Raw genomic sequence first — 22,709 nt, forward strand, 5'->3', positions numbered from 1 at the left:
TGACCGGAGTGAGGTCGATGACCACGGTGACGTACTTGTCGCCCTTGCGGGTGTGCCGCCAGACGTGCTCGTCGACGCCGATCACCTGGACGCCGTCGAATCGCTTGGGGTCATCGATCAGGGCGCGCTGGCCCTCGGCGAGGACGGCGTCGTTGGCGGTGTTCCAGGACACCGCGAGGCCTTCGGCGATCCGGGCGACGGTCAGGTGGGCGACCACGATGCTTTCCAGCGCCCACCGCAACGCTCGCCGGGACAGCTTGGCCCGCGGTTCGGCGGCCTTGCTGGTGTCCTGGCGCCACACGTGGCCGCATTCGGCACACCGGTAGCGGCGCACGGTGATCAGCAGGAGGGTGGGGCGCCAGCCGAACGGCTCGTGGGCCAGGCGACGGACCACGGTGCCACGCGGGATGCCCTCGCAGCCACACCGACGGCACCACCGGTCATCATCGACGACCCGGCACGCCAACACCGCCCGAGCAGGTTCGAGGCGCTGGCCGACAACCTCCAGGCCGAGCTCGTCAAGGCGGGTGAACGTGGTCAGGTCAGGACGAACGAAGGTAGCGTGTGGCACGTCGAGGTCTTCCAGATGGGCAGCGTGAGAACTTCCATCTTCGGGAGACCTCGACCCTCAACCGCGGACCGACGCGCCGCCCCAGATCACCCCGCCTCTACACCCTCAACTGTGATGAGCCCGATTCTTGGACCACGGCTACGTGGTTCAGACGCGCCGGCTAAGTGAGTACCTAGACAACCACGGGGTGGGACCCGTCCCTGAGGAAGAGCTTCGAGATCGCATCGCCAAGGCTGACGAACTCGAACGCACCAATGCAGTGGTTGACTCGAAGTACCCCTTCGGAAGTCAGTACGGATGGGCCGTCCCTCTGATGCCTACTGGGGCTAAGGGTCGACGAGTGCCCCCCACCATGGGCCAGTTGGAGAAGCTGGCCATGCTCAGCCATCGGCGCCTGTTGGTGGCCAGCTCTCATGGCCTCGTGCATGGTGACGCGGCTGGCATACAAACCTCCGTCCTGTTGAGGAACTCAGGCTGGCTCTTGGGTCCGACAGAGCTGTTCGCAGAAACGGTCGCTCGACCAACGTTGGACACATTGATCCATCTGGTCGGTGCTACACACCTTGGCTTTGAACCGGCGTTGAACACCTTCTCCGAGACGATTGGTGTAGTGGCCGCGGGGTTGATGCAGGTTTGTGCGGACGGAGTCGCGGCATTCGAGCGGCCCATGAATACCTGACACGGGCTGTGGGATGCTGCTGGATTCAAGGCGTGGGATGGCCAGCGTATGAACGCCCTCATCTGCCGCGAGGTGCCGGTGTTGACGCTAGTGCTGGGGGAAGGTGATGCGTGTCGCATTGGCGACGTGGAGTTCAACGCGGCCACCGATGGGGAAGGTGATCAAGGGGGTGGTATGGCCGAAGTCGACGTTGGCCACAATGGGCTTGCCGGCCAGCGACGGGATGGTGGCGACGATGGCTTCAAGGTCCTCGCGTGCCATACCGCTGGCGTTCTGGAACCGGCCGAGCACGAGCCCGCGGACGGTGTGCGCGTCGGGGAGTTGCATGAGCGAGTTCAGGTCTCGCCGGAACTCCACGGGATCGCTCAACTCGTCATCTTCCAGGAACAAGACGACGTCCCGCACCGACGGCATCCACGGGGTTCCCTGCAGCAGGTTCAGCGTGCACAGGTTCCCGCCGATGATCTGCCCGGGAATACGGCCTGGTGGGTGTGGGGCCGGGGGGGCATCAGGGCAGGTGGGCGCGGTTGAGTTCTGCCATGAGGGCAGGTCGGCGCCGGTAGGCCTCGCGCAGCCTGATGAGGTGGCTGACTGCTTCCTCGTTGTGCCCGGCCTTGTCGTACAGGGAGCGCGCCCGCACCAGCAGAGCGACGATTGACGGGTACTGCTTCGAGTTCGGAGTGGTGAGTTGCGCCTCTGCTTGGGCCAGGCACAACCGTGCGGCGCGGAGGGGGTAGTCGTCCTCGGAGGCGTCCACGAGTTCGCGCCAGGCCTGACCGGCACCGTGGGCGTCCGCTGCTGCCCAGGCGTCGGTGAGGTTCCCGTCGCTCAGGTGGAGCCAGATCAGGTGGTGGCCGCCGGCGCCCGCGCGGCTGGTGGCCTCCTCGATGGCCCAAGTGCGTTGTTCGGCCAGGTCGCCTGACTCGTCGGCGACCGCGCACAACAGGCGGTAGGCGGTCTCGCTGAGGTCGACGGCGAACTGGTCTCGGGCCACCGCGAGGGCTGCGTCGGGACGCCCCGCGTCCAGGTAGGCGCGGGTCGCGACCGGCGCGGAAACCGTGGTGTGCAAGGCCTGCCATGGGTGGCCGACGGCGTGGGCTGCGACGGCACGGTCGAGCCAGTGCAGGGCCAACGCCGTCTGTCCGGCGGCCTGGAGCCGGCCCACGATCTCCCCGTAATAGGGGGTGGGTCCACACGACAGCAGGGTGACAGCGGCGTCGGTGTCCCCATCGTGGTCGGCCAGTTCCAGCAGCATGGCCGCCACCTCATCGCGGTACGGGTCACCAGCCGGCGCGTTACCAGCGAGTGCGGCGACCCTGTCGCGGTAGGCCACCCAGGCCGGGTCGTCCAGGGCGTGGGCGACGGTAGCCAGAGTCAAGGACGGCCAGCCGTACTCCATCCGGAACCCGAGTATCCAGCGGGCCAGCGCGGTGGGGTCGGGGTGTCCCTCCACTGCGCGGGCATACAGTTCGCAGGCGCGCTCGGCGACACCCACGAGTGCGTCAGCGTTGTCGCTTGACTGACCCAGGTCGCCGATCCGGGTGAGGAGGTGCTCCAGCACCTGTCCGACAATGGGGTGTGCGCCCTGGTCGAGGTGGCGTTCCAACTCGTCGAGGACCTCGTCCACGGCTGCGATGCCGTCATCATCGTCCTCGTCATAGGAGAAGGGATCGCCATAATCGAGGTCGACGCCCGAGATGGCGGCGTCGACCATCCTGACGAGCTCGGTTTCGACGTGGGTGTTGTCGGGGGTGGCCAGCAGCTGCAGCGCGCGCATGGCCTCGGGACTGTAGGACGCCAACACCAGCACAAGCTCGCGCACCGACAGGTCATCCAGACCGGCGAGGAACTCCTCCACCTCCGCGCTGACCGGGTGTCGGACGCCGTCCGCGCCGATCACCGTGCGCATGGCCATCGTCGTTCGCCGTGGCGAACGGAAACGCCGTGCGGGGGAGACGTCATCCTCACCTCTCCGAGATGGTGGACGGTCAGCGTGGGTGGCCAGCGACGGCGCCCCGGGTCCTACCCACCCCCAGGAGAACACACAGGGCGCGCCGCTGACCCCACGAGGCTACACGCGGCAGGCGATCCCGCTCGGGGGCGTCGAATGTCGGGATTCGAGCGCGGCCGCGAGGGGCGCCTGGCTTCCTGGCTGCTGCTCGTCCCCCCATCTGGGCCACCTCGCACGCCGCCCATCCAGTGATCCTGATTTGGGCGTTGCCGGTGCGTGCGATGACGCTAACGGCGTCCCGATGCAGGGGTAGGAGGGCCCATCCATGGCAGCCCGCTCATCAGGCTGACGCTCTGGTGCTTCGACGGGCGAGCCACTTGGGGTTGTTGTCGATGATCTGTTCGGTGCGGGCGGGGATCTCGGTAGGGGCCTCATCTTCGTCGTCGCTGCGGTCGAAGACGTTCTCGCGGAGCAGTTGTTCGGCGGCGCGATGGTGTCCTTGGGACGCAAGCGCGGCGGCGAGATCCAGCTGGGCGGTCTCCTCCGCTGGCGCGACACGGACGGCGAGCTGGGCAGCTTTTTGGGCCGCGGCGTGGTCGCCCAGGGCGAGGCTGGCAGTCGTGACGAGGTGGGTAACGTCGACGATCGAGCACAGGAGGACCTGGTCGAGCCGCTGCCCTTCGCTGAGCCAGGTGCCACCGTTCCGGCGGAGTTGTCCGAATGGCGTGCCGCTGACGAGACTCAGGGCCCGACGAAGGTCGTCCAGGCCGGCAGAACCTCGCGCCTCACCCCGCGCGCGGAGGCGACGGAACAGGTCCGCGTCGACCAGAAGGTCTTCGACTTGATAAGCAGCTCGTCCTCGGACGCTCGCTGCTGTGGTTTGGCGGCTGTCGGGCACGTGCGGACGGCCGGTGCGCGGGTTGACGCCCAGCCAGGTGCGGAGGGCGAGGACGTCCTTGCGGACGCGTCCGGAGGGGATGCCCATGGCGTCGGCGACTTCCTCAGTGGTAGCGCCGTGCGGGCGGGTGGCCAGGAACGCGAGCAGTTCGCTGAAGTAGGGTTTGCGGTCCACGGCTGCGGTTGGCGTCCCGGTGGGGGCGACCCGGACGGTGAGGGGACCCAGCAGCATCAGCTTGGGCAGGTCGCAGCTCGGATCGAACCACGTGCTGACGTCGTCGTCGAGGGTCGGGTCGTCTTGTTCAACCAGCTCGCGGACGCTCTCGGGGATGTGGGGGGCGAGGGCGGTCAGGTCGTCAGGAGTGACGGCCGCGGCGTCGACGTAGACCTCATCGATCTCGGGCAGCACGTTGGTGACAGGCTCGTCAGGGACCTGGTCACGCGCGACGATGTGCTCCGGCAACAGTTGGCCTACTTGGTTGGTGTGGGCCCTCCATCCCTCGGCAGGTTCGGGGTGCTGGGGGTACTCGACGTCGGGCTCGTCGGCTTGGGCGAAGATCGCGGCGCACCCGGCCGTATCCCGTGCGGTGAGCCCGGCGGCGGTCAGCGTGAGCCCGACCCCGGGCAGCTGAAGGCGGCCGTCACCTGTGACCCGAAGCACCTCAGCGTCGATGTCTTCGTGACCTCCGTCGACGTCGATCATCATGAGCGCGGTGCCTGTTTGGCGGGGTTGGTCGTTGAGGAGACGGGCCAGTTGTTCGGTGAGGTCGGTGCGGTCTGTGTCCAGGAGGAGGAGCCGGCTGTCCCACAGGGGGTCGTCCAGCAGAGTGGCGCGGCCGGTGTGGATGTCCAGACCGGCTTCGCGAGTGCGGTCGATCATGGCGACGGTGTCGGCAATGACGTGAGCGGTGATGTCGGCCGTGTCGTGGTGGCGGACGCGTCGTCGGTTGAAGGCGACGGCTTCGGCAGCGATGCCCACGCATTCGACGTGGACGTCTCGGGTCCAGGGGTGGACCGCGAGCTCAGCTGCGGCGTGGCGGACGAAGTCGCGTGCCCGATCGGGGTCGCCGATGACACGAAGGACGCCGGCCTCTTCGAGGTTGTACAGCCAGCGGTGGCCGCCCTCGTCCAGGCCGAGGGTGACCAGCTGCGGGTAGGGCGCGGGTAGTGCACCGTCGAGCGGACCCACCTCGACGAGGTCGCTCTGGATAGGGAGTTCCCAGCGCAGCCGGTCCGGGGCGTGCCGCCAGGGTTCGCGTAGGTCGGCCGGGTCGGCGAGATGCAGCCGGATCACGTCGTCGGCCTGTTCCACGGCGGCGAGGTGAGGCATGGGCTCGCCGGCTCGACCGCGACGGGACGCCAGGCGCCGGAGTGCTTCGTCGAGGAAGGCGACGTCGAGCGCGGCCGAGGCACCTTCGGTACGCAGCGTCTTGTCGATCGGGTCGAGTGCGGGGGGCGGGGTGGCGATCATCCGGCCGGGACGCCGGGCGCGCAGTTGTGCGGCACGGCGGTGGCCCAACGCCACCCAGAGAGATCCGGCCAGGAGGCTGCCCGCACCGACCAGCCCGGGCACCAGCCAGCCGGGAATGGGTGCCGCCTCGTCCACGGTCACGGTGGAGGTGTCGGCCGCCTCGACGGCTCGGGTCGTCTGCACCGGCGCCGGTTCGGGGGCGGACGGGACGGGCGATGCTGCAGGCATCACCGCCGGTTCAGCTGGCGCGGGGAGCTCGTGCGTGACTGGCTCTTCCACGACCGGCTCCGGAGTCACCGCGTCGCGCGTCGGTTGGGTGGGTGATGCAACTGGTGCCAGATTCTGGCCAGTGTCGGGTCTCGGCTGAGGGATCGCCAAGGTCCAGCCGACGTCGATGACGTCAGGGTTGGTGAGGTGGCGGCCGCCGGGTTGCGTGATGGTCCGGGACGCCTCGACGATCTTGGGGAACGCTTGGGCGTCGCCGAGGTGGTCGTGGGCGATCTCGCTGAGGGTGTCGCCCTCGCGAACCGTGTAGGTCTCGGTGGGAGCTTGGTTGGTGGTGGAGTCGGTGCCGCCGACGGGGAGGGCCAGGACCCAGCCGGCACGAAGGAAGTCGTCTCCTTTGCCGTCGAGGAGGCGGGTGTTGAGGGCGGCGATCTCGGTGTAGCGGCGTCCGTTGCCGAGTTCGGCGGCTGCGATCGACCACAGCGACTCGCCGCGCTTGACGGTGTGCTGCCTGGTCTGAACCGGAGGCGCCGTGTCCTCGACGGTGTGAGGCGCCGTGTGTGAGGCGGTCACCTGCGGCGCGGGAGGCGCGGTCACGGTGGCGATGGACGCGGGCGCCGGGAGGGGATCGGCATACGCGAGCGTGGGGCCTGGCGCAACGAACAGGGCCGCCGCGGCCGCGACGAGCTGGCGGGCGGCGACCTGCGGCAGGTGGAGGCCGGGTAGATCGCGGGGTTGGACGCCGCGGATCCGGGTCACGATCTCCAAGAGGATCAGTGCTCCCAGCATCGCCCACGTGACCCAGCCGAGGGCCTTGATCACCACCAGCGCGAGAGTGCCGTCATCGCGTCGCAGGAGCAGGGCAACCACGTCGCTCCAGTCGGTGATGGTCGGCAGGTTGCCGAGGCCAACTTGGAGCAGGAGGGCGGGCAGGCCGACAAGCAGGACGGCCATGCCCACGGTGGCGGCCAGTCCGGTGAGTCGTTGCCGGATCATCGTTCGGTGCCTTGCACAGCGCGGACCAGTCGGGCCGTGGAGTGGCCGGTGACGGTGAGGGAGCGGACGCCGATCGAGGTGAGGAACATCGGGGTGTAGCTGTCGGTCACGGTGACCTCCGGGACGTTCCCGGACCGGACACCCACGCTGCCCGTGACCCCGGCTTGAGCGAGGTAGGCCGATGCAGCTTGCTTGGCGGCCGCGACGTCGACGGTCGGGGTCTGGCCGCGGACGGCTTGGGCGGCCGCCACTTCCTCCCCGGCGGTGCGGGCAGCTTGGGCGGCAAGACTGCGGGCCCGCTGCTGGGCATGGACGTGACCACCGAGATCGACGGCGATCCCGACGCACAACACGATCGTCAATGCGGCCAGCGCGAGCCAGACGCTCACCGAGCCGCGCTCGTCATGGCGACGTCGGATGTGAACGGTCATGGTGGTCACCTTCCCCGGTAGGTGTCCAAGGGGCTGGACATGGTGGCAGTGATGGTCTTGGTGCCGCCGAGTCCCGGCAGCCCGATGTCGTCCAGTCGCAGCGCGCAGGTCACGGTCGTGGACACCTGTCCCGGCGTCCCCACCGGGGTGCCGAACGCCGCGGTGTCGACACTCACCGAAGTGGTCGCGCAGTCGAGGTCCTGGTTGGCCAAGCTGCTGTGGGCAGCATGGCTCGCAGTGCTGCGTGCTGCGGCCGGGGTCCGGGCGATGGAGGCCGATCGAGCGGCGTCCGCGGCGGCGGCCTGAACGGCTTGTTGGGCGATCGCGGTGCGGCCACCGAGGACGAGCAGGCCGACCAGCAGCAGCAGCGCGGGGACGCCGAAGACGGCTTCGACCGCGGCTGACCCCCGCTCGTCCCGCTTCATTCTGGGCATTATCGGGTGATCCGTTCGACGGGAAGACTGGCGGAACGTTCCACCGTGGGGGTCCAGCCAGGTACGAGGCTCAGGCTGGACCCACGGACGGTGATGGTGACGGTGACGGCCGTGCGTGATCCGGTGATCGCGACGGAGCTCAGGGAGTCCCCAGCGGTGTCGGTCACGAACGCGGTCGCTGCGGAGGTTCCCGCAGCGAGGGTGGCGTTCTCGCGCGCGGCTGCGCGGGCGCCCTCTTGGGCCGCCGCCAACGCGAGCGTGCTGGCGTGGTAGTACACCGCTCCTTGGACGCCGCTGAAGAGGATCAGCAGCAGCAGCGGCATCAGGACGACCAACTCGACCGACGCGGAACCGCGCTCGTCGGCGCGGAAGAACCGGGGACCCTTCACGATGCTGCGTTCAGCCGAGGGCGGCGATCTTGCCCTGGGCGTACGCGGTGATCGCGGCGCCGATCGCGATAGCCAGCAGCACGACTGCCGCGGTGATCACGGCCTGTTCGGTGCTGACACTGCCGCGCTCGTCGCGGAGCTTCGGGTCGAGCCAAGCCTTGATCAGCAGGAACGTGGTCATCAGGCGGGTGGTCAACATGGGGTTTCCTCTCGGTTGGGTTGGGTTGTTGCGGGAGGTCAGGAGGTCAACAGGCGGAGCAGGGGCGGGGTGACGAGCAGGGCGATGAAGACGACTCCGAGCAAGCTGCCGGGCACCACCATCCGTTCGGACAACTCGTACGCCTTGCCCTGGGCGTTGGTGAGCAGGGCGGTGCGGAGCGCCGTGGAGCGAGCCCTGAGGGTGGCGTACACCTGGGCGCCCTCCTCCCCGGACAGGCGCATGATGTCGGCCAGGTCGGCCAGTTCTGGGACGCCGACCTCGTCAGCCAGCTTGGTGAGCGCGTCCCAGGGTGCTTGGCCGGACCAGCGGGATCGGGCGAGTTCTTCGCCGACGCGGTGGAAGACCCAGCTGTGGCCGATGCCGGCGGCCGCTTCCATCGCCTGCCTCGGCCCCGAGCCGGAGTTGCGTTCGAGGGCGACCAGGTCGACGTACGCGCCCAGCGCGCGGTGGAACTCCAGCCGGCCCCGTTTGGCATCGTCACGGACGTTCAGGTTCGGTAGGAACCACAACGCCCCAGCCAGGGCGAGGCTCGCGGCCACGGGCACGACCACCGGTACCTGGAAGCCGAATAGTCCCACCACCAACACCAGCACGCTGGGGAACACCAAGCCGAGCAGCGCGAAGGTGATCTTCTCACCGTAGTAGCGCGGCAGGCTGATGCGCAGCAGCGCTAGTTCCCGGTTGGGCACCCTGCCCCACACACCGCCCGGCAGGTTCCGCATCGCCCAGAGGCCGACACGCTCCTTGCCGCCGGTGACCGGCACGTCAACGGCGCCGCGCCGGCGGCGTCCGTAGGTGGGCGACAGCCGCTCGACGACGTCGCCCAGGTCCGGCGCAGCGGGCACGAGCCGCCACACCGCGAGTACCAGCCCGAGGGTGATCAGTGCGCCGGAGGCAAGGGCGAGTTGGGCGCCAGTCATGACGCCCTCCCCGCACGGTCCGCCACCAGATCGACTTCAGCGGCGAAGCCTTGGCTTTCGCCGAGGAACCGCGGGAGGGGCTCACCCACCGACATCCGCCGTAGCCAGACCAATGTGCCGGCGTACGCGCCCAGCAACACCGCCAGCAGGGCTTGGCCCAGCGGGGTGCCATAGGGGGCCATGAACTGGCCGTTGAAGGCGAGGAACCCGAGCACCCCCAGAGTGATCAAGGTGACGTTGCGGGCGGTGGCGCGGGGCTTGGCCCGGTCAGCTTCGACCTTGCGGCGGGCGGTGACGTCGTCGGCCACCGACTCGGCCAACCCCTGCAGCACGCTGGCCAGGCCGGCGCCGCGTCGCCGGGCACCCAGGATCAGGTAGGCGGCCACCAGGTCCCCGGTCGCGTCGTCCAGCTCGTCAGCGAACTTCAGCAGGGCGTCCTCGGTCGACCAGCGGGCACGCAGCCGGGCTACCAGCCTGGACACCTCCGGCTTGATCGGTTCGGGGGTGGAGCGCAAGGTGGCGACCAGTGCCTGCTCCAACCCGACCCCGACGGTGAGGACGCCGGCGAGGTTCCTCGTCCACTCCGCCATCGCCTCGAGGCGTTCGATCTGGGCCGTCTCAGCCGGGGACCGCAACAGGCTGGGCAGACCGACCACGGCCAGCGGGATCGCCACCACCGCGACCAGCCAGCCCGACAGCACCGTGACCAACGCGCCGGCGCCGAAGCCGACCAGCGCCAACACGCGGGTGCGGGTCGGGATCTTCCGGACGCGCCGCCGCAGGGCAGCGGTTCGGCGCGGGTTGGTGGGCGGGGCCACCGGGCGGGGGCGGAGTGACGCGATGACACCCAGGACGCCAGCGGTCACCAAGGCGCCGGAGAGCGCAGCGAGGAGGGCGGTCATGCGATCACACCGCTCGAGCGTGCCTCGGTGAGGAAGCCAGCCAGGTCGAACCCGTGACGCTCCAGCCGCCGCAACTCGTCCGGGAGCGTGTGCGCGACCGCGACCCGGCCCTCATGGGCGTCGAACACCGTGGTGGTGGCGTAGCCGAGGTCCTTCTCGCCGGGGCTGATGGCGACGATCTCGGACACCCACCGGTGGCGCCGTTCGGTGCCGTCCGGCAACTCCTCGACCTCCATGTCCAGCTGCACGATCAGGTTGATGGTTTCGGCGAGCTTGCGGGTGGCCAGCTCGTGGGTGACCTGCGGCCCAAACTCCATCGCGCAGGTGACGAGCTTTCGCATTGCACCGCGCGCGTTCACGCTGTGGGTCGTCGAGATCGACCCCGACCCGGACTCCATCGCCTTGACCATCAGCCAGGCCTCCGGGCCACGGACCTCCCCCACGATCGTGCGCCCCGCCGTAAACCGAAACGAGTCGTGCAGGGCCTCATTCAGCGTGAACTCCCCCGACTGTCGACCGTCCGGGCCGCGTTCCCCCGAGCCGGGCCGCGACTGCCACGCGTACACAATCTTGTGCCGGTCCGGCATCTCGTGCAGACCCAGCTCGAACTCCGACTCCAGCGTGGCGATCGACTCCTTGGGGTCGAATGCGCCACACAAGGCGCGGGCCATCGTCGTCTTCCCGAACCCCTGCGCCCCTGCCACCACGACCGACAACCTGGCCCGGACCGCTGCGGTCAGGAACGACGCGGCCAACGGCGACAATGCCTGACGATCAACCAGGTCCTGCAGGCTGACCTCGGTGAGCCGGTGCCGGCGGATCAACACGAGCGGCCGTTGGCTCACCCAGGCGGTGGCCGCCAGCCTCGACCCGTCATCCAGCTGGAGGTGCAGTTTTGGCTGGGCCTCGCCGAAGGGGCGAGCCGAAATTTCCGACCGGGACGCCAGGAAGGTCAGGAAGTCCGTCAACTCCTGGTCCGAGTCAGCGACCGGCGGTCCCGGGACCCGGCTGCCGTCGGCCAGGTCAAGCCACACCCCGTCGAACCCGACGATGGAGATGTTCTCGATCCTGTCATCCTCGATCAAGGGCTGCAGGCGACCCATGCGGAACAAGGCGTTGAAGATCGCCTGCGCCAACTCGTCCTGCTGGACAGGCGTCCACGATGGCCGGCCGGCGGTCACGGCGTCCGCTGCCGCAGCCTCCAGCAGCTCCACGATGATCGAGCGGCCCAAAGCCTCCTGAGCGGCCTTGTCCAGGTGCAGCCGATCGCCGCCGAGCTGCTTGGTCAACAACTCCGAGGCCTGTGACCGGAACGCGGCCACCAACTCCCAATCCACCTCAGATCCCGTGGCGCGGCGCGGGGTGGGCGTGCCCGAAGGCTCGCCGGCGGGCACGGCATGCAGCCCGGAAGCCGATCGCGGCCGAGCCGGCCGCCCCACGTGCTCCTCACCGGCGTCAGCGCGCCGGGCGCGGGACGCGAACAACGGCAACGACCGCGGGTCGGGTCGCCTCTCGTCAAGGGGCAGCGTCATCGGGAACCTCCCAAAGTCTGCGGAACGGAACGGGCCAACCACGCCAGCGGGGACACCGGACGACCCACTCCTGCTGAGGCGTGGACGCGGATCGCCTCTCCCAAGGCCGACAACCCCGAGCGCAATGGAGCGCGCCTGGAGAAGGAGCCGCGGGCCCTGGACAAGACCGCGGCCGAGCGGCGGTCCCACGGCAGGGTGCCCACCAAGGGCAGACCCAGCGCGTCGGACACCTCGCGGGCCGAGTACGGGTGGCCCTCACCAATCACCACCACGCCCACGCGGGTGGCGGTGGCCTCGGTCTGGTCGCGGAGGGTCTCGGCCCACGACGTGGCCGCGATCACCGCGGGCAAGGTGCTGCGCGTCAACAGCAACGTCAGGTCCGCGCCGTACAACAGTGGGGCCGGAGAGCCGACCAAGCCGAGGCGGCCCGCGTCGACCAACACGTCCTGTCCGGTTGCCTCCAGATCCCGTAACGCATCCAACAGCACCGGCCACAAGGTGGTCATGCTGCCTGCCTGGGCGTGGGAGCGGCTGCCGGGCAGCAGCCGAGCCTGCGAGCCAGGCAGATCGAGGAGCTGGTGCGGCAGCTCGGCGGCAACCAGGTCCTCACGTTGGGCCATCGCCAATTCGATCAGGCCGCCGTCGTGGGCGACCTGGCCTTGGAAGTAGCCGGCCAAGATCCCCGACCCGCCCGTCGGGTCGGCCTCCACCAGCACCACCGGACGCGGCCAGCACAGCGCGAGGCCCACGGTCGTGGTCGACACCCCCGGGGAGCCGGAGCATGCCGTCAACGCGATGATCGCCATGGCCGACTCACCGCTCCCTGGAATCAAGCACCAGAGCCACCTTGCCGGTGGCCGCCCGCGCCGCCAGATCCGCCGCGGCCTCCGCAGGGACCACCACATCGACGATCGTCTGGTCGCCCGTCTCCGAAGGATGCACGCCCACCACGGTCGCCGAGACTGTCACCGGTGCATCGGCGACCTCACCCTGGGCGCCAGGGGTCTGCACGACGCGCACCGCGTCGCCCGGCGCGATCGGCTCAGCTGGCAACATGCCCGGCGCAAGGCCGACGCCCACCACCGAGGTTCCTCGTGCCGGCAGCACCGAGGTGGCGAAGTCGCTGGGGGTGAGCAGGCCGCCGGGTGCGAGGTCGAGCGCGGCTCGTTGGCCGGCGACGGCGTCCGCTTGGGTGGCTGCCACTGTCTGGACTGCCGGGTCAAGGCTGACCCGCACCGTCATCAGGTCGTCGCGGTCGATCACCTCACCGCGATGTACCAGCGTGCGAACCGCGAGGACTTCGGTGGTGTGGCCGGCGGCGGTCCACAACCACAATCCGCCCAGCGAGCCGAGGACGATGGTGGCGACCGACACCAGCAGGGCGACGGGTCGTCGGCGCAACTTCGGTGGCGTGGCCAGCGCCGGCGGTTCCTGAGCCGGCGCGGCGGCCGGCTTGGTGGTGGACGGGCGGGTGGTCACTGACATGGGGTGGCTCGCTCTCGTGGGGGGTGCGTGCACGGAAGGGGGGAGGGCTCGGTCAGCCCGTCGTGAGGACCTGCAATTCTCCGACCGTGATCGTGGTCGCTTGGTTCAACGTGACGGGGATCGTCCCGGATTGGCCCATGCCCGACCATGCCACCGACCACTGCGTCTCGGCCTGGACGGTGTAGGTGCCCGGCTTGCTGTACGTGTAGCCGCAGGTGGGTGAGTCGGTCTTGCCGAACCGGTCTTCATAGGCAGTGCCCGGCCCGGCGCAGACCACCACGGCGCCGTCGCCCATCTGCCAGCGGACCCGCTGGACCTTGGCCGTTGCGGTCACGGTCACTCCGGACGCCGACGCGCTGCGGGTGATCGGGCCCCACGACTGCGCGTCCGGGCTGGATGCCCACAACCAGACCGGCATCCCGACCAGACCCACCGAGCCCGGTCGGTCCTCCGGCACGATCCCGATCGAGATCGGCCTCAAGTTCATGCTCGCGATCGCCTGTTGCGCCAACACGACGGGATCAGGACCCGCGGGGGCGGTGGCGGACCAGAACCTGTACTGCCCGCCAAAACCCCCTGAACGTGGGAGCGAGCAGTCGTAAATGGCGCCGTCGGTGTGGCCTTCCCAGGCAGGCGCGGTGGCCGGTGGCTGGGGGTTGGTGAGCTGGACGTAGCAGCTCTTGGAATCCGACCACCAGCCGAATTCGGCATCTTGGCAAGGCATGGGGATCGAACCGTAGGCGCAGGTTCGGGGTGCCGACTCCCCGCTTCCGCCACCGCCGCTGAGCGGTGTCTTGCCAGACCGACCGGGGTTGGTGGCGGTGATCTTGCACTGGCGGCCGTCCCACTGAGCGTCGGAGCCGCAGTCCACCGGCGGCCCGGCCGCGATCGCCGGGACGGCTCCCAGAAGCACCGATGCGACAGCCAACCCGATCGCCGCGAACGCGCGGGTCAGCATGTGCCCAGCACTTCGTCTTGGTCGACCCGCAGGGCCCCTGACCTTTCCACCACGACCGAGCGGTGCTGGAAGCGGTACGGCGGTGCTGTGACGTTCTTGCCGGAGGGGTCCACCAGCTTGGTGTCACTCGTGTCGACGCAAGCGGTGACGGTCCACGTGGGAACGCCCTGGCTGTTGTTCCCGGACGGCTGGGCTGACTGGAGTTCAACAACCGAACTGCCCGACCCGGTGAGCTGCTCGAGTCGGTAACCGGTGAGGTTCTTGCGGAAGAACTCCAACGCCTCACCGGACGCCACGGTGTCGAGGTCCTGCAGTGATGCTTGGGGGTCATTGGTCAAGCGATCAACGACTGACCAGAGGTTCGTCACGGCCTGCTTGGCGTTGGCGAGGTCCTGCTCAGCCGGCGACAGCGTCGGAGCGGTCTGCGTCGGCGTCGGAGCGACGGATGCGGAAGGGCTCGATGCTGGCGCAGCCGTGCAGGCAGCCATCACGGGCGCTAGCGTGAGCGCGAGCAGGGCCCGTCCGAGGGTGTTCTGGTTCACCATGGGGTTTCTCCTTCACCTACCAGAAGTAAGGAGGAGGGCCGTTGGCGGACACCCCGGGGCAACATTCTTTGAACGACTTCGTTCACTCGAGCCGGGGGTGACTCGGCCAGGGAGCCCTGGTCCTGTTCTGTTGAGCGTCGTCCTGGGGGACAGTGCCCCGAATGTAGGCCGCGAAATCGGTGCGGCTTCGGGCGTCCCACGGAGTGACACCAGTCCCACTAGCGTTTCTGGTCGGCGGCGAAGCGTCCGTCGAGCGGCCGCAAAGTCAGCTCGTCCGTTGTGACGTCGGGGGTGGGGAGGCCATGAACGCGCTTGTCGGACGCGTTGGGAGCCACGCTGAGACCGCACCGTGCGCAGCTGCTCGACTTCGGTGCACCACCAAGCCCACAGGGTCCGCTCGACGGCGTAGAGGTCGGCTCGTCGCTGCCCTACTCCGTTGGTTCCCAGGGCGATCGCGACTTGGTCAATCTGCGCGGTGTCAACGCGCCGCCAGCATCGCTCGCGCCACTCAACCAGGCCGACCGAATTCAACCGATCAAGCATGATGGTCGTCTTGTCGATCGACCACCCCAGAAGGTAGGAGCACTCCGCGGCGTCCATCGGTTCCCTCAAGCGTCCGTAGAGGGTGCCGGCGTCGGGGCCCAGGCCACCGTTGGTGGCGAAGGCATCGTGTGCGTTGTCGTTCAGCCGGTCCGCGAGCTGGTTGAGGAGCGCGGAGCGCAGGGCGGAGCCGGTGCCAGCGGGGCGCGGGTCCGCTTGTGACAGCAGCTCGCTGATGCGGCTGTGGACGGCGCCGCCCGGGTCGATGGACCAGCGAGCACCGCGGCGCCCGGCGGCGGACTGGGTTCGGGTGATCCAGCCGTCGGTCGTCAGCGCGAGCAGGGATCGCCGGGCGGTCTCGCGGTCGAGGCCGCAGGTCATTGCCAGGCGGCGGATGTCGGCCTCGACCTCATCGGGACGGACGCCTTGGAGGTGGAACAGGCACAGCGCATCCAGGACGCGCCGCTGCGCGTGGCACGCTCGGGAGCGGCCCCACCGACCGGCAGTGGCGTCCGCTCGACGCTGCACGGTGCGGACGAGTTCTGTGACGACCTCAGCGCGGGTGTCGAAGCTCTTATCGGTGCCCTCAATGGCTTGGCCGGGGCCGAGTTGGGCGACTGCCTGGACGGCGCGGGTCCACTGGCGGCGCAGCATCGCCGTTGGGGACGCTGGCCCGCGTGTCGGGCGTGGCATCCGGGTTGCCCCCGCGCGGAGGGTGCGGGCGTGCTCGAGCCCTGGCGCGTCGGCGAGCGCCAAGACGTCCCTGAACCGCCAGCGGGCCGCCGCTGCGCCGCAGAGCACCCGCCACAGCACGGTTGACAGGTCTCCGGTCGGGGTCGCCTCCAGCAGCCCTCGGCAGGACGCTGAGAGGGCCCGCTTGGTCCCGGGCAGGAACGGCATTCCGTCCACCACCGCAACGGGACGGGATCGCGTCGGCTGGGTCGCCGGCTCGACTGCATGGACGTGGTCGGCGACCCGGCTCATCAGCGCGTGGATCTGGCCTGTGGTGACGGTGGGTTCGGTGAGCACCGCCACCGATCCGGCGATCACTTGCGAGTTACCCCCGAGGCGATGCGGTGCACCCGGGGGGCGCGCGCATCCCGAAGTCGGGTTGGTCAGCGGTGCGACATCGAGGGAGGGCAGCCAGGCCTTCAGCAGGTACGCCAGGGCGCGGACCGCCTCGGCGTCCATTGCGTCGCGCAGTCCGACCCACACGTGCCGGCCGCCCGTGGGTCCGGACGCGCACACCAGGTGCTCTATCCCCAGCTCGGACACCAAGCCGCCGAACTGAGTGGCGTCCGCGGCGGCGGCCTCGGACGAACCTTTGGCGTCCAAATCGACGCACAACAGTCGATAGCGACCGGTCGCGTCGGCGAGGTGCACGGCCCACGGCGTCCGGGGTCGTGCCCCTGCGATGGGATGGACCAGCGGGTAGCTGTTGATCGGCTGACCATCGCCATCCACCCCTGCGGAGCGCACCACGCGTCGCGGGCTGATCCGACCAGTCAACACCCAAGCGTCGACCTCCCCGCGCGGAGCGTCGCTGCGCGGCGGGGTGATGGCAGGGGTCACCGTCGCGGTCCCGGCGCGGGACGGCCGCCGAGCTGGATCGGGTTCCGCTGTTCGGCCCGGAAGCCGGCCAAGGGCGAGGAACGAACGGTCTCGAACAGGACGGGCTGGTCCGTCGTCTCGACTGCCACGATCCGGGCGCGGTCCCACCGCAGCCCACCGTCGGATTGACGGGTGGTGATAGAGGCTGCGGTGCGGTCAAAGGCAGCCAAGGCCATCGTCGTCATGTCGAGGGCGTGCTTCGCGTCGGCATGCAGTGCCCGCCCGGCGGGTTCGCCCGGTGGCATCAGGACCCACCCGTGACGCAGGGCTGCTCGGATCGTCGCTGGGCCGCGGTAGGCCGGCTGGGTCACCGCCGACGCATCGATCCACAAGCGGCCACGTCCACGCACCAGAGTGTCGAGAGCTTGGAAGTGCGCCAACGCCACGTTTCCTACCCCATGAACGCCGCGCCGCATCGTGCCCAGCAGTAGCCCCATGTCGAACCGGTCAGCCATGCGCTCGGGCGGCAACCAGTCCCGCCCCTGGCGCAGGTTGTCGGTGACCAGCTGCCGCAGCTGACGCGACGCGTGGACATGTTCCGGGTCAGGACTCCCTCCAGTCGCACCGTTTCCGGCCACGCTGCCGGCCGCCGCCAAGCGGCGTGCGCCGCTCCCAGCGCCGAGGTGGCCACGGCTGCCCGGTCTGCGTCCACAAGCCCCAGCCGGCGGGCCGCCGCGCAGACCGTTCCTGCCGTCGCGGTGAGGATCAAGGCGTCACCCGCGGCGACCTGGAGGGCCGCCTGGCTCACCCCCCGGCGTGAGCTCAGGATGTCTACCGTGGCGTGCACCCAGGTCGAGATCGCAGCGTCCAACGACTTCGACGTGACCGCGCCCACGTCTTCGTATCGGCCGCTCCGTCGTTCGGCGGGGATCATCGCGAACCGTTCCGTGCGGGCCTTGACAGCAGCCAGCACCGATCGAGGCGCCTGCAGATGGTCCCGGTCCTGCAGGAGTGGCAGGGACACCGTGGCCACGGCGTGAACGATCGAGACGACGTTGGCCTGTAAGCCCTCCAGAGCAGCCCGGTCCACATCGGTGCGCGCCGGTTTCTCGCCAACCAGCAGGTCCGCGATCAGCCCCAATCGGAGCGCCAGCTCGAACACCGCCGGATCGGGCTTCAGGGACGCTGCTGCGGAACCGTTGTCGGCCGTGGCCTCGAGCACCCCTCGCCCGACTTGGCCCAACACCAACCGGACGGACCCCATGTCGTCCAGCCATGCCGGTTCCAGTGGCACCGCGTCCAGGACGCGGAGAGCTGCGGTCGCCAACCTGGGCCATACCGCCAGAACCTCCAGGCCGCGCTCGCCGTAGCGATTCTCGGCACGCCGGTCCTCGAGTTCCGCACACAGGTCCCAGGCGCGGGTGTGGACGTCGTCCAGCAGCATCCCGACCGTGGTGGTCATCGTGCTGCCCTCGCCCGCACCGCCTGTAACGCGGCCCACAAGGCCAACGGCACCACCTGCCGCGCTGCGACCAACACATTGGACGCGGCGTCCAGCGACGCGATCGCGTCCAAGCCGGGATCGACTTGCTGTGGCACGACCCCGAAGTCACCGAACAGGCCCTCCAGGTCCAGACACTCCGCCGCCAGGAACAGCGATTCCCCGGTTGGGTCGTCCGCCGACACGAACGCGACCACCGCGCTCCGCACGTGACCCAGCGCCAACCCCAGTGCCAACAACTCATCCATGCCGTCCCGCCCTTCCAGTAGCTCTCGCTAACCAGAAGTGCCGAGCAGGGGTGTCGACGGACACCGGGCAGGACACGAGTTCTCGGAGGGCGCGGAACAAGCACCTCCAAGTTCCCCACGAGTTCCCACCGAGGCATGAAAAAACCCCCTGCCCTAGTGGGAGGGGGTTTTTCGTGGTGGGCCTAACTGGACTTGAACCAGTGACCTCCGCCTTATCAGGGCGGCGCTCTAACCATCTGAGCTATAGGCCCGTGCTGTGCACCGAGTGCTTACCCTACCGCCCCGCTCGGTCAGCGCTCAAATCCGCTGGCTCCGGTTACCCGGGCGTGCGGTTCGGCGCCGTCGGTCGCCCCGGTCGTCGCCTCAACACCTCCATCGGACGCCGGCCGCTTGCGCTGGGCGTTCACGATGTACCCCGCCCCCGCGATCACGTGCAGCACGACGCCGGCCACCATCAGCCCCTGCGCCCAGCCCAACACGGCCGGCCACACGCTGACGCCGAGCACCAGCAGCACGATGGCGGTCATCAGCACCGCCGTCCGCGTCTTGCCCGTCCAGCTCACGTGCAGGCTGCCGTCGCGCGCGGCGCGGTGGGCGAACACGATCACGAGGGCGTCCACGGCCACAATCGCGACCAGCCACCACCACTGCACCACGCCGGCCACCCCGAGCGACACTAGGATCGCCGTGATGCCCAGCCGGTCGGCCAGGGGATCCATGATCTCCCCGAACCGCGAGCGCTGGTCCAGCATCCGCGCCAGCAGGCCGTCCACCCAGTCGGTGCTCGACCACACGGCGAGCAGCACCACCGGCGTCCACGTGCCCGCGGCCGTACCGGTGACGATCATCCAGCAGATCGGCCCGATCAGCAGGAACCGCAGCACCGTGATGACGTTCGGAACCGTCCAGACCCCCGGGTCTCGCCCGGCAGCCACCCGGCTCGTCGCCCCCACGGCGCCTCAGTCCTCAGCCAGGGTCAGCTCCAGACCACCCAGGATGTTGGCCGACAGGTTGTACAGGAACGCGAAGATCGTCCCCAGCGCGGTCAGCAGAATCACGTTGACCACCGCGAACAGCGCCGTGATGCCCATCACCCGGTTGGTGTTGACGAAGTCCTCCATGCGCACCGGCGTCTGGTCCTGCGGATTGCTCAGCAGCATCGTCAGGCCGGCGTCGATCGCCTCGAACATGCCGGACGCCCCCAGCAGCGTCCAGATCACGTACACCGCGACCCACGTCATGATGCCGCCGGCGATCGAGAACAGGAATGACGTCTTCATCACCGACCACGGGTCCACCCGCGAGATGCGCAGGCGCGCGCGCCGCGTCCGCACAGCACTCGCGGCGGGACGGGGCCGGGTGTCGGCGAGGTTGCCGGTGCGCCGGTCGTTGGGCTCCGGCGACAGCGTCAGACCGTCGTCGAAGGACGCTGTGGCCGAAACCGGCCGCGAATCACTCACCGTCGTCCTCCTCACCCCGGTCATCCACCCGGGCCGACCCCTCCGGATCAGTGTCCACAACCGTAGCCGCTCCGGCCTCCTCCGGGGAGTCACCCCCCTCGGACGCCGCCGCGTCACCCTCGTCCGACTCACCCGCAGCCGACTCACCCGCAGCCGACCCGTCCATCCCCGCCTCGGCGAGAATCTCCTCGGCCCGCGCCTCGGGGTAGAGCGCGATGATCGACACGCTGTCGCCGGACGCCAGCCCGACGAACCTCACGCCCATCGTGTCGCGACCCTTCGCGGGCACCTCGTCCACCGAGGAACGCATCACCTGGCCGGACTCCTTGATCGCGATCACCTCGTCGTCGGCCCCGACCACGAGCCCGCCGACGAGCGAACCCCGGTCCTCGTTCAGCTTCATGGCCTTGATGCCCAGGCCGCCACGGCCCTGCAGCCGGTACTCGCTCACCGCCGTGCGCTTGGCGAACCCGCCGTCGGTCACGGTGAACACGAACCGGTCGTCCTCGGGGGTGTCGGCGCCGATGACGGCCATCGACAACAGCTCGTCGTCCCCGCGGAACTTCATGCCGGTCACGCCCGACGTCGCCCGCCCCATCGGCCGCAGCTGCTCGTCGGTGGCCTGGAAGCGGATCGCCTGCCCCTTGCGCGAGATGAGCAGCACGTCGTCCTCGGGCCCGCAGACCCCGGCGCCGATGAGCTCGTCGTCCTCGTCGCGGAAGTTGATCGCGATGAGCCCGGCCTGCCGGGCGCTGTCGTACGTGGTCAGCGCCGTCTTCTTGACCAGCCCGCGCTTCGTCGCCAGCAGCAGGTACGGCTTGGCGTCGTACCCCGAAATGGTCAGGATCGACGCGATGTGCTCCTCGGGCAGGAAGCTCATCAGCCCGGCGACGTGGCCGCCCTTCGCGTCCCGCCCCGCCTCGGGCAGCTGCCACACCTTGGTGCGGTAGACCCGGCCGAAGTTGGTGAAGAACAACAGCCAATCGTGGCTCGCGGTGGTGAACAGGTGCTCCACGGCGTCGTCGGCCCGCAGGGACGCCCCCCGGACGCCCTTGCCGCCCCGCTTCTGCAGCCGGTACTGGTCCGACCGCGTCCGCTTCACGTACCCGCCGTGCGTGATGGTGACGACCATGTCCTCGTTCGGAATGAAATCCTCGTTCGAGAGGTCGCCGTCGGCCGCGATGATCCGCGTCCGGCGCTCGTCGCCCCACTTGTCGACGATCTCCGCCAGCTCCGAGCCGACGATCTCGCGCTGCCGGGCAGGCGAGGCCAGGATGTCCTTGAGGTCGGCGATCTGCCGCTCGAGCTCGGCGAGCTGGTCGATGATCTTCTGCCGCTCGAGAGCCGCCAGGCGCCGCAGCTGCATGTCGAGAATCGCCCGGGCCTGCACCTCGTCGATGTCCAGCAGCCGCTGCAGTCCGGTGCTGGCCTCCTCCGTGGTGGCCGACGCCCGGATCAGCGCGATGACCTCGTCAAGGGCGTCCAGCGCCTTCACCAGCCCGCGGAACACGTGCGCCCGCTGCTCGGCCTCGTCGAGGCGGAACTGCGTCCGGCGCTGGATGACCTGGATCTGGTGGCGGATCCAGTAGCCGAGGAACTGGTCGAGCCGCAGCGTCCGCGGCACGTCGTCGACGAGGGCGAGCATGTTGCAGCCGAACGTGTCCTGCAGCGGGGTGTGCTTGTACAGGTTGTTCATCACGACCCGCGGCTGGGCGTCGCGCTTGAGCACGATCACGAGCCGCTGCCCGGTGCGGGCCGAGGTGTCGTCGCGGATGTCGGCGATGCCGGTCAGCCGCCCGGAGTTCACCAAATCGGCGATCTTGAGCGCCAAATTGTCCGGGTTGCACATGTACGGCAGCTCGGTGACCACCAGCGAAGTGCGCCCGCGGGCGTCCTCCTCGACGTCGATCACCGCGCGCATGGTCACCAACCCGCGGCCGGTGCGGTAGGCGTCCTCAATGCCCTTGCGCCCGACGATGTAGGCGCCGTTGGGGAAATCGGGGCCCTGGATGCGCTCGATGCACGCCTCCAGGATCTCCTCCTTGGACGCCTCGGGGTTCGCCAGCATCCACTGGACGGCCTCGTTCACCTCGCGCAGGTTGTGCGGCGGGATGTTGGTGGCCATGCCCACTGCGATGCCCGTCGAGCCGTTCACCAGCAGGTTCGGGAACCGCGCCGGCAGCACCGTGGGCTCGGTGTCCTTGTTGTCGTAGTTGGGCTGGAAGTCGACGGTGTTCTGGTCGATGTCGCGCACCATCTCCATGGCGAGCGGGTTCATCTTGCACTCGGTGTACCGCATGGCCGCGGCGCCGTCGTTGCCGGGCGAGCCGAAGTTGCCCTGCCCGTCCACCAGCTTGTGCCGCATCACCCACGGCTGCGCGAGGCGCACGAGGGTGTCGTAGATCGCCGAATCACCGTGGGGGTGGTACTTGCCCATCACGTCCCCGACGACGCGCGAGCACTTGTTCCAGCCACGGTCGGGCCGGTAGCCACCGTCGTACATCGTGTACAGCACGCGGCGGTGCACCGGCTTGAGGCCGTCGCGGACGTCGGGCAGCGCCCGGCCCACGATGACGCTCATCGCGTAGTCGAGGTAGCTCTTCTGGATCTCCTCGTTGAGGTCGATCTCCTCGACCTTGCCCTGCAGCGTCACCGTGCCCTGGGCGGACGCCGCCGCGTCGCTCGCCGCCGCCGCGTCACCCACGACGGGGTCGGACGCCGACGGTCCGTCGCCACCGGGGCCCTCGCCACCAGGGCCGTCAACGGGGGGCTCGTTCGGAGTGTCACTCATGCTGGTTCCTCC

23 protein-coding genes and 1 tRNA gene are annotated in these 22,709 nt (G+C 69.3%); 1 reads left to right on the plus strand and 23 read right to left on the minus strand.

Annotation, left to right across the window (positions count from 1 at the left end):
- The coding region (locus tag IFY26_RS11795) for a transposase (protein ID WP_463366323.1) at window positions 1-571 on the minus strand (571 nt) is incomplete at its 3' end.
- Window positions 572-932: 361 nt separating this feature from the next.
- Here IFY26_RS11795 and IFY26_RS11800 point away from each other — a divergent pair.
- Window positions 933-1,250 (plus strand): hypothetical protein, encoded by a 318-nt coding sequence (locus IFY26_RS11800; protein ID WP_232549204.1) that lies wholly within the window; start codon window positions 933-935, stop codon window positions 1,248-1,250.
- Between the two features lie 87 nt (window positions 1,251-1,337).
- Here the strand turns inward: IFY26_RS11800 and IFY26_RS11805 are convergent, their stop codons facing one another.
- The 22 genes from IFY26_RS11805 to gyrA form a co-directional block, all read right to left on the minus strand.
- The gene (locus IFY26_RS11805) at window positions 1,338-1,799 is read right to left on the minus strand and encodes a S66 peptidase family protein (RefSeq protein ID WP_269779462.1); all 462 of its coding nucleotides are present in this window, start codon (window positions 1,797-1,799) and stop codon (window positions 1,338-1,340) included.
- On the minus strand, window positions 1,759-3,159 hold the full coding sequence (locus IFY26_RS11810; RefSeq protein ID WP_232549206.1) for a hypothetical protein: 1,401 nt from the start codon (window positions 3,157-3,159) through the stop codon (window positions 1,759-1,761). The genes IFY26_RS11805 and IFY26_RS11810 overlap by 41 nt, the downstream gene beginning before the upstream one ends.
- A gap of 382 nt (window positions 3,160-3,541) precedes the next feature.
- The gene (locus IFY26_RS11815; RefSeq protein ID WP_232549207.1) at window positions 3,542-6,790 is read right to left on the minus strand and encodes a LysM peptidoglycan-binding domain-containing protein; all 3,249 of its coding nucleotides are present in this window, start codon (window positions 6,788-6,790) and stop codon (window positions 3,542-3,544) included.
- A complete protein-coding gene (locus tag IFY26_RS11820; protein WP_232549208.1) occupies window positions 6,787-7,221 on the minus strand; it encodes a TadE/TadG family type IV pilus assembly protein in 435 nt (144 codons plus the stop codon). Before IFY26_RS11820 ends, IFY26_RS11815 begins: the two co-directional genes overlap by 4 nt.
- A 5-nt stretch (window positions 7,222-7,226) precedes the next feature.
- Window positions 7,227-7,646 (minus strand): TadE/TadG family type IV pilus assembly protein, encoded by a 420-nt coding sequence (locus tag IFY26_RS11825; RefSeq protein WP_232549209.1) that lies wholly within the window; start codon window positions 7,644-7,646, stop codon window positions 7,227-7,229.
- A gap of 8 nt (window positions 7,647-7,654) precedes the next feature.
- A complete protein-coding gene (locus IFY26_RS11830; RefSeq protein ID WP_232549210.1) occupies window positions 7,655-8,044 on the minus strand; it encodes a TadE/TadG family type IV pilus assembly protein in 390 nt (129 codons plus the stop codon).
- A 10-nt stretch (window positions 8,045-8,054) separates the two neighbouring features.
- Window positions 8,055-8,243 carry a hypothetical protein gene (locus IFY26_RS11835; protein ID WP_166230675.1) on the minus strand — a complete coding sequence of 63 codons (189 nt, stop codon included), beginning with the start codon at window positions 8,241-8,243 and terminating at the stop codon, window positions 8,055-8,057.
- 38 nt (window positions 8,244-8,281) lie between these two features.
- Complete coding sequence (locus tag IFY26_RS11840) at window positions 8,282-9,184, minus strand: type II secretion system F family protein (protein WP_232549211.1); 903 nt, start codon at window positions 9,182-9,184, stop codon at window positions 8,282-8,284.
- Complete coding sequence (locus IFY26_RS11845; RefSeq protein WP_232549212.1) at window positions 9,181-10,086, minus strand: type II secretion system F family protein; 906 nt, start codon at window positions 10,084-10,086, stop codon at window positions 9,181-9,183. Before IFY26_RS11845 ends, IFY26_RS11840 begins: the two co-directional genes overlap by 4 nt.
- Window positions 10,083-11,618: a CpaF family protein gene (locus IFY26_RS11850; RefSeq protein WP_232549213.1), complete on the minus strand. Its 1,536-nt coding sequence runs from the start codon at window positions 11,616-11,618 to the stop codon at window positions 10,083-10,085. The genes IFY26_RS11845 and IFY26_RS11850 overlap by 4 nt, the downstream gene beginning before the upstream one ends.
- Window positions 11,615-12,424, minus strand: coding sequence for a hypothetical protein (locus IFY26_RS11855; RefSeq protein WP_232549214.1), 810 nt, complete (start codon window positions 12,422-12,424; stop codon window positions 11,615-11,617). Before IFY26_RS11855 ends, IFY26_RS11850 begins: the two co-directional genes overlap by 4 nt.
- A gap of 7 nt (window positions 12,425-12,431) precedes the next feature.
- Complete coding sequence (locus IFY26_RS11860) at window positions 12,432-12,992, minus strand: SAF domain-containing protein (protein ID WP_232549215.1); 561 nt, start codon at window positions 12,990-12,992, stop codon at window positions 12,432-12,434.
- A gap of 163 nt (window positions 12,993-13,155) precedes the next feature.
- Window positions 13,156-14,061, minus strand: a complete 906-nt coding sequence (locus IFY26_RS11865; RefSeq protein WP_232549216.1) for a hypothetical protein — start codon at window positions 14,059-14,061, stop codon at window positions 13,156-13,158.
- Window positions 14,055-14,606 carry a hypothetical protein gene (locus IFY26_RS11870; protein WP_232549217.1) on the minus strand — a complete coding sequence of 184 codons (552 nt, stop codon included), beginning with the start codon at window positions 14,604-14,606 and terminating at the stop codon, window positions 14,055-14,057. The genes IFY26_RS11865 and IFY26_RS11870 overlap by 7 nt, the downstream gene beginning before the upstream one ends.
- A gap of 12 nt (window positions 14,607-14,618) precedes the next feature.
- The gene (locus IFY26_RS11875; RefSeq protein ID WP_232549218.1) at window positions 14,619-16,529 is read right to left on the minus strand and encodes a hypothetical protein; all 1,911 of its coding nucleotides are present in this window, start codon (window positions 16,527-16,529) and stop codon (window positions 14,619-14,621) included.
- A 185-nt stretch (window positions 16,530-16,714) separates the two neighbouring features.
- Entirely contained in the window at window positions 16,715-17,143 is a 429-nt protein-coding gene (locus IFY26_RS11880; RefSeq protein ID WP_232549219.1) for a hypothetical protein, read from the minus strand.
- A 5-nt stretch (window positions 17,144-17,148) separates the two neighbouring features.
- Entirely contained in the window at window positions 17,149-18,159 is a 1,011-nt protein-coding gene (locus IFY26_RS11885; protein ID WP_232549220.1) for a hypothetical protein, read from the minus strand.
- Window positions 18,156-18,446: a hypothetical protein gene (locus IFY26_RS11890; RefSeq protein ID WP_232549221.1), complete on the minus strand. Its 291-nt coding sequence runs from the start codon at window positions 18,444-18,446 to the stop codon at window positions 18,156-18,158. Before IFY26_RS11890 ends, IFY26_RS11885 begins: the two co-directional genes overlap by 4 nt.
- A gap of 174 nt (window positions 18,447-18,620) precedes the next feature.
- Window positions 18,621-18,697, minus strand: a tRNA-Ile gene (locus tag IFY26_RS11895).
- Between the two features lie 39 nt (window positions 18,698-18,736).
- Window positions 18,737-19,381, minus strand: coding sequence for a CDP-alcohol phosphatidyltransferase family protein (locus IFY26_RS11900; protein WP_232549222.1), 645 nt, complete (start codon window positions 19,379-19,381; stop codon window positions 18,737-18,739).
- Window positions 19,382-19,405: 24 nt separating this feature from the next.
- A complete protein-coding gene (locus IFY26_RS11905) occupies window positions 19,406-19,906 on the minus strand; it encodes a DUF3566 domain-containing protein (RefSeq protein WP_232549223.1) in 501 nt (166 codons plus the stop codon).
- Window positions 19,899-22,697, minus strand: coding sequence for a DNA gyrase subunit A (gyrA, locus tag IFY26_RS11910; protein WP_416046575.1), 2,799 nt, complete (start codon window positions 22,695-22,697; stop codon window positions 19,899-19,901). Before gyrA ends, IFY26_RS11905 begins: the two co-directional genes overlap by 8 nt.
- Window positions 22,698-22,709: the final 12 nt, after the last annotated feature.

This window comes from Propioniciclava soli, assembly GCF_014858005.1.
Classification (GTDB): Bacteria; Actinomycetota; Actinomycetes; order Propionibacteriales; family Propionibacteriaceae; genus Propioniciclava; species Propioniciclava soli.